We start from the raw sequence: 6,442 nt of genomic DNA, 5'->3' as shown, positions 1-6,442 counted from the left end.
CCGATGGCGCGGGCTTTATCCAAGTGCGAAGGGCAGCTTCAGGCCAGTATTTGCCCTGCCACGCCATTCATGCCCCTGCGCCCTTCAGCGCCCGCGCGCCCAACTGGTGGCGTCACGCCTGCGGGTCAGCCGCACAAGCCCCGAGACCGCCGCATAAACGCAAAACCCCACCGGATCGGTTTTCAGCAAGGCCCTGATATCGGGGCGCGCCTTGTCGTCATTCCGCATCAGGTCGGGGAACAGGGTGGCCAGTTGCGCAATACCCTGATCCTGCCTGCGGCGCACGCGGACCAGTCTTGCCAGACCTTCGGCCATGGGCCAGTCATAGGTTGCGCCCACCTGCACACGTTCGCGCGGTGCAAATTGCAGCCTGACGAACGTATCGTCCGATATGATATCGGGAAACCGGCCCCACCGCGCGCGCCCCGCTGCATTGATAGCAAAAAGGCCGAACCCCGCTGCGTTCGAGCGCGCGAAGGGCAGGCGTTGCCAGAAGCGCGCATACCGCGCCGTGACCCAGCTTTCGGGCGCAGGGATGCGCGGTGTTGCCGCCCCATAGCGCGCCTGATCGGTCGCCAGCACATCAACCAGTTCCGGCAGCACATCCGGACTGACAACCACATCCGCATCCAGATAGATACGCAAATCACCGTTTGCATGCCCTTCGCCTGTGTTCAAGGCATTGATCTTGTTGCCCTCGGGCAAATCCAGAACGCGCAAGGACCAACCTCGTTGCGCGGCCATATCGCGAAAGCTGCGTGCCACGGCGACAGTGTCATCCTTGCAGCCATTCGCGACAACCAGCACGTCGACAAGGTGGTGCGGCAGCGGGCCTGAGGCCAGAACAGCGCTTAGGCAGGGGCCGATATACTGCCCTTCATTGCTGGCAGGAATGATGACTGAAACATGCGGCGTCATTGCAAGGTGGCGCCTTGCGGCATGCCCAGCCCCGTTACCGGCAGGGACCGGATGACAGACCAGACGCTGTCTTGCATCAATCTGGCCAACTCCGCAGGCGGGGCGTTTGCCGCGTTGCCATCGGCGCGCCGCAATTCGCGGGGCATGCCGCGCGGGTCGTGATGGTACAACACCGCAAAATGGGTCAGCGCGACCAGATAATTCCCCAGATCATTCAGATGGATCGGGTCCAGATCACCGCTTGGGGTGCGAGCGAACAGGTCGGTGTGGTCTGCCATGCCTGCAACCCCGCCTTGTGCTGCGACAGCGCGCGTCAGCGCGGCCATGACGCGGCCTACGGGAATGACATGGATGACGCCAGTATCAGGCTGCGCCATGGCCTGCGCCAGAATGGTGCCTTCCCACAGGGTTTCAGGGTCAGTGTCCAGCCGGTCCAACCAGTCCTGCAATGTGGTCAGATGCGGCCATGATTCATACATGTAAATGCGGATATCGGGCCTGCCCGCGCGGGCCTTCGCCGCCCATAGCGCGGCATGGCGCGCGGAGGCGTGCCAGCGGATGGCGTCGTTCAACTCTACCATCTCGGTCATGATGAAGCTGTCATACGCACCCGATGCCAGGGCCTCATGCGGGTCGCGCCATGCTTGTGTGGCGTTCATGTCTTCAAACCCGTTGACCGGATGCGCGGGGTCCCAATGCTCGCGCAGGCTGGTGCCCCAACCCAGCTGACTGTTATAGTGATGGTCCGGAAAACCTGCTGATGCCGCCAACTGCGCAATGAAGGCGGGCACGTCATGGCCCACCAGGCTATGCCCAAGATGGTAAACCGTCTGGCTGGATTGCGGTGCGGCAAGGGGGCGGGCGTAAAGCGCTGCACGATCATCTGCGGATAGTGGACGCGGGTCGCTGAACATATGCCAAAGTGCCAGCCCCAACAGGGCCACAAGTGCCGCGGTCAGGATCAGCGCGTATTTGTAAGTTGGCATCATCGAAGGTTCTGCGCCTCTGTGTGTGGCGGGCGGAATACCGGCCCATGATGCATGTATCCGGCACGGCTTGGCAAGATCACGCAGGGTTAGGGTTTAAGTTTTGCGATCTGCCCGTCGAAAAAGTAGTGCATTCAGGGCATGTCGGGGCAGAATGATTGCACATTTCAGATATCGCCATGCCAACCGCCTTGGGTTGCCCAGCATCCGCCACAGCCATTCCATGGCGAATAGACGCACAAGTCGCGGTGCGCGTTTCTGGGTGCCCGCCAGAAAATCGAGGCCCGCGCCAATGGACAAGAAGCCCATCTGCGGGCACAGGCGGCGCCCGACAATGGCAAGACGTTCCTGTTTGGGCGCGCCAAGGGCCAGCAGGCACAGTTGCGCGCCGCTGGCCTGCGCCTGCCGAAGTAGTGCAGCAGCTTGCGGGCTGTCGGGGTCAAACCCCATTGGCGGGGCCAGTCTGGCCGCGATCTTCAATTTCGGGTGGCGTGATTGCAAATGCGCGGCCGCCTTGTCCAGCACGGGCTGGGTGGACCCGATAAACGCGACCGCAACCCCAAGTTCTGCAGCCAATGCGCATACAGGGTCAATCAGGTCCGATCCGGGCATAAGCGCGACGGGCCGTCCGGCAAGACGGGACAGCCACACAATGGGGTTTCCGTCTGCCACGATGACATCATGCGCGCCATAGGCCGCGCGGAACTGCGGGTCTTCGTGTAGTTTGACAAGGTGGTCCAGATTGATGGTCGCAACCGCCACGCCGGACCTGTCGCGCAGCATCTGGCCGAAGCGCGCAAGAAATTCCGCGCGCGATGCGCCGGTGACGTGTATTTTGTCCTGACCTACCGCAAATATCATGCGTTTCCCGTTTCGGCGTGTCTGGTCGCGCAGGTCCGACCACCCTGATCATGCATTCCGCCCGCGCCCCGTCACACCCCATAAGCCCGAAAGGGGGGGGGCGCCGGTTCGGACCCACATACAGTTCACACCGAAAACATGGCCATTTTTTGGTTAAAGATGTGCAATACTACGACTTGGCAGGCCCTGTCGGTCGGGGGCAGACATTACGCCCGCCCCCGACCCAAGGTCAGTGTTGCAGGGCGCGCACGCCAATTTCGCCTTCTTCGCGGGCCTTGATGGCCAGAACCGCCGCGTGACTGCCTGCCGCTGTGGTGAAATAGGGGATCTTGTTATACAGCGCGACGGACCGGATTTCGCGGCTGTCTTCCACCGCTTGCGCACCTTCGGTGGTGTTCAGCAGCATGACAATCTCGCCGCTTTTCAGCAGATCGACAATATTGGGCCGCCCCTCATACACCTTGTTCACGACGTCACAGGCCACGCCCTGTTGTTGCAGCCAGTCGGCGGTGCCGCGTGTCGCAACAATCTGGAAGCCCAGTTCAATCAGCGATTGCGCAGTTTCCAGTATCATTGGTCCCTTGTCGTAATCCTTGATCGAGACAAAGACCTTGCCGCTTTCGGGCAATGTCACGCCTGCGCCCAGCTGTGCCTTGTAGAAGGCACGCGCGAAGTTGCGGGCCCAGCCCATCACCTCTCCGGTGGAACGCATTTCCGGCCCCAGCAGGGTATCAACCCCAGGAAAACGGGCAAATGGAAGCACGGCTTCCTTGACCGAGAACCACGGCGTTTGCGGGTCTGCCAGTGTCAGCGGGTCCCCCATGGGCAGCGGTTCCGAGGGTTTGACATCGCCATCCAGCGGCGCGCGCAGCGGGAAGTTCGACAGCGGTTCCCCCGCCATCAGGCGCGCGGCAATCGATGCGATCGCACTGTCGGTGGATTTGGCGACGAAAGGAACCGTGCGGCTGGCGCGCGGGTTCACTTCCAGCACATAGATCACATCATCCTTGATGGCGAATTGCACATTCATCAGGCCCACAACATTCAGCCCGCGCGCCATCGCTTCGGTCTGCTTGTGCAATTCGTCGATGATGTCTTGTGACAGGGAATAGGGCGGCAGCGAACAGGCGCTGTCGCCGGAATGGACGCCCGCTTCCTCGATATGTTGCATGATGCCCGCGACATGTACGGACTGCCCGTCGCACAATGCGTCCACATCCACCTCGACCGCGCCAATAAGATAGCTGTCCAGAAGCACGGGGTTCTTGCCCGACACCTGCACCGCGTCACGAATGTAGCGTTCCAGATGCGCGTCATCGCGCACGATTTCCATGGCGCGCCCGCCCAGCACATAGGACGGGCGGATCACCAGCGGGTAGCCGACCTTGGCCGCAATCTCGAATGCCTGATCGCGACTGGAGGCGATGCCGTTGACCGGCTGTTTCAACCCCAGTTTGTTCAGAAGTGCCTGAAAACGCTCGCGGTCCTCGGCCAGATCAATGGCGTCGGGGCTGGTGCCAAGGATGGGAATGCCTTCTTCTTGCAGCGCATTGGCCAGTTTCAGCGGGGTTTGTCCGCCAAACTGCACGATCACGCCGTGCAGTGTGCCGTTTTCCTGTTCCACCCGCAGGATTTCCAGAACATGTTCCAGCGTCAGCGGTTCAAAATACAACCTGTCCGAGGTGTCATAATCGGTGGACACGGTTTCGGGGTTGCAGTTGATCATGATCGTTTCATAGCCCGCATCGGTCAGCGCAAAACAGGCATGGCAGCAGCAATAGTCGAATTCGATCCCTTGCCCGATCCGGTTGGGACCACCCCCCAGAATGACAACCTTCTTGCGGTCGGACGGGCGCGCTTCGCATTCCGCGTCCCCCATCACCGGCGTTTCATAGGTCGAATACATATAGGGGGTCTGGGCCTCGAATTCAGCGGCGCAGGTGTCGATGCGTTTGAACACCGCTTTCACGCCCAGATTGCGGCGCGCGCGGCGGACCTGATCTTCGTCGCGGCCGGTCAGCGTTGCAAGCCGTGCATCGGTGAAGCCCAACATCTTCAGATCGCGCAGCCCGTCTGCGGTAACCGGCAGCCCGCCCGCGCGTATCTGCGCTTCGGCGTCGATGATTTCACGGATACGGGCCAGAAACCACGGATCAAACGCAGTGGCGGCCTGAATTTCATCATCGGTCAGCCCTTCGCGCATGGCCTGTGCGATCAGGCGGATGCGGTCGGGTGTCTGTGCAGAAATGGCCTTGATGACGGATGCCTTGTCAGGCGCGCCGGGAATGGCGATTTCGTCAAACCCGCTCAGGCCGGTTTCCATGCTGGCCAGCGCCTTTTGCATCGACTCGTGGAAGGTGCGGCCAATCGCCATCGCCTCGCCCACCGATTTCATGGCGGTGGTCAGTTCGGGCTTGGAGCCGGGGAACTTTTCAAAAGCGAACCTTGGGATCTTGGTAACCACATAATCTATGGTCGGTTCAAACGATGCCGGTGTCACTTTTGTGATATCGTTGTCCAATTCGTCCAACGTGTAGCCCACGGCAAGTTTGGCCGCGATTTTCGCAATCGGGAAGCCCGTTGCCTTGGACGCCAGCGCGGATGACCGCGACACGCGCGGGTTCATTTCAATCACCACCATGCGCCCGTCAGCGGGGTTGATGGCCCATTGCACGTTGGACCCGCCGGTTTCGACCCCGATTTCGCGCAGCACCGCGATGGAGCCGTTGCGCATGATCTGGTATTCCTTGTCGGTCAGCGTCAACGCAGGGGCCACGGTGATGGAATCGCCGGTATGCACGCCCATCGGGTCCACGTTTTCGATGGAACACACAATAATGGCATTGTCCGCACGGTCGCGGACCACTTCCATTTCGTATTCCTTCCAGCCCAGCAGGGATTCATCGACCAGAATTTGCGCCATGGGGGACGCGTCCAGCCCCGACCGGCAGATGCGTTCATAATCATCGCGGTTATAGGCCACACCGCCGCCCGTGCCCCCAAGCGTGAAGGCCGGCCGGATAATCGCGGGAAGGCCCACATATTCGATTGCGGCCATCGCCTCGGCCACGCCTGCATTGATGTCGTATTTGCCGTTCGGCAGTTTGGGGGCAGCCACAATCGTCGCGCGCGGGTTTTCAATGCCCAGCCGGTCCATGGCTTCGCGAAACAGCTTGCGGTCTTCTGCCATTTCGATGGCTTCACGCTTGGCGCCGATCATCTCGACGCCGAATTTTTCCAGAACCCCCATATCGGCCAGTGCCAGCGATGTGTTCAGCCCTGTTTGCCCGCCCATGGTCGGCAGCAGCGCGTCGGGGCGTTCCTTTTCGATGATCTTGGCCACGATTTCCGGTGTGATGGGTTCGATATATGTCGCATCCGCAAGGCCGGGGTCTGTCATAATGGTGGCGGGGTTGGAGTTGACCAGAATAACCCGATACCCTTCTTCGCGCAGCGCCTTGCAGGCTTGTGCGCCGGAGTAGTCGAATTCGCAGGCCTGACCGATCACAATAGGGCCTGCACCAATGATCATAATGGACTGGATATCGGTTCTTTTCGGCATGATGGACCCCTGACATGGCGCGCGCAGCAGATAACACAGCGCATCATTGCACCGTGTAAATTGCGCGCGTTATATCCAAGGCATGCGGCGGCGCAACCCCTGTTCGCACCCTGCG

Annotated in this window: 4 protein-coding genes; all 4 read right to left on the bottom strand. The window is 60.8% G+C overall.

Features of this window, described 5'->3' with window-relative positions; translation table 11 throughout:
* Positions 1-84: 84 nt before the first annotated feature.
* Positions 85-918 (bottom strand): glycosyltransferase family 2 protein, encoded by an 834-nt coding sequence (locus ACTIE1_RS12770; RefSeq protein ID WP_439562423.1) that lies wholly within the window; start codon positions 916-918, stop codon positions 85-87.
* The gene (locus ACTIE1_RS12765) at positions 915-1,907 is read right to left on the bottom strand and encodes a hypothetical protein (RefSeq protein ID WP_439562422.1); all 993 of its coding nucleotides are present in this window, start codon (positions 1,905-1,907) and stop codon (positions 915-917) included. Before ACTIE1_RS12765 ends, ACTIE1_RS12770 begins: the two co-directional genes overlap by 4 nt.
* Positions 1,908-2,000: 93 nt before the next feature.
* Positions 2,001-2,765 (bottom strand): WecB/TagA/CpsF family glycosyltransferase, encoded by a 765-nt coding sequence (locus ACTIE1_RS12760; protein WP_439562421.1) that lies wholly within the window; start codon positions 2,763-2,765, stop codon positions 2,001-2,003.
* A gap of 229 nt (positions 2,766-2,994) precedes the next feature.
* On the bottom strand, positions 2,995-6,327 hold the full coding sequence (carB, locus tag ACTIE1_RS12755; protein ID WP_439562420.1) for a carbamoyl-phosphate synthase large subunit: 3,333 nt from the start codon (positions 6,325-6,327) through the stop codon (positions 2,995-2,997).
* Positions 6,328-6,442: the final 115 nt, after the last annotated feature.

Origin of the sequence: Roseinatronobacter sp., from assembly GCF_051859525.1 — a bacterium.
Taxonomy (GTDB): domain Bacteria; phylum Pseudomonadota; class Alphaproteobacteria; order Rhodobacterales; family Rhodobacteraceae; genus Roseinatronobacter.
The sequence above is the reverse complement of the archived record's forward strand: the minus strand, read 5'-3'. Positions and strand labels throughout refer to the sequence as shown.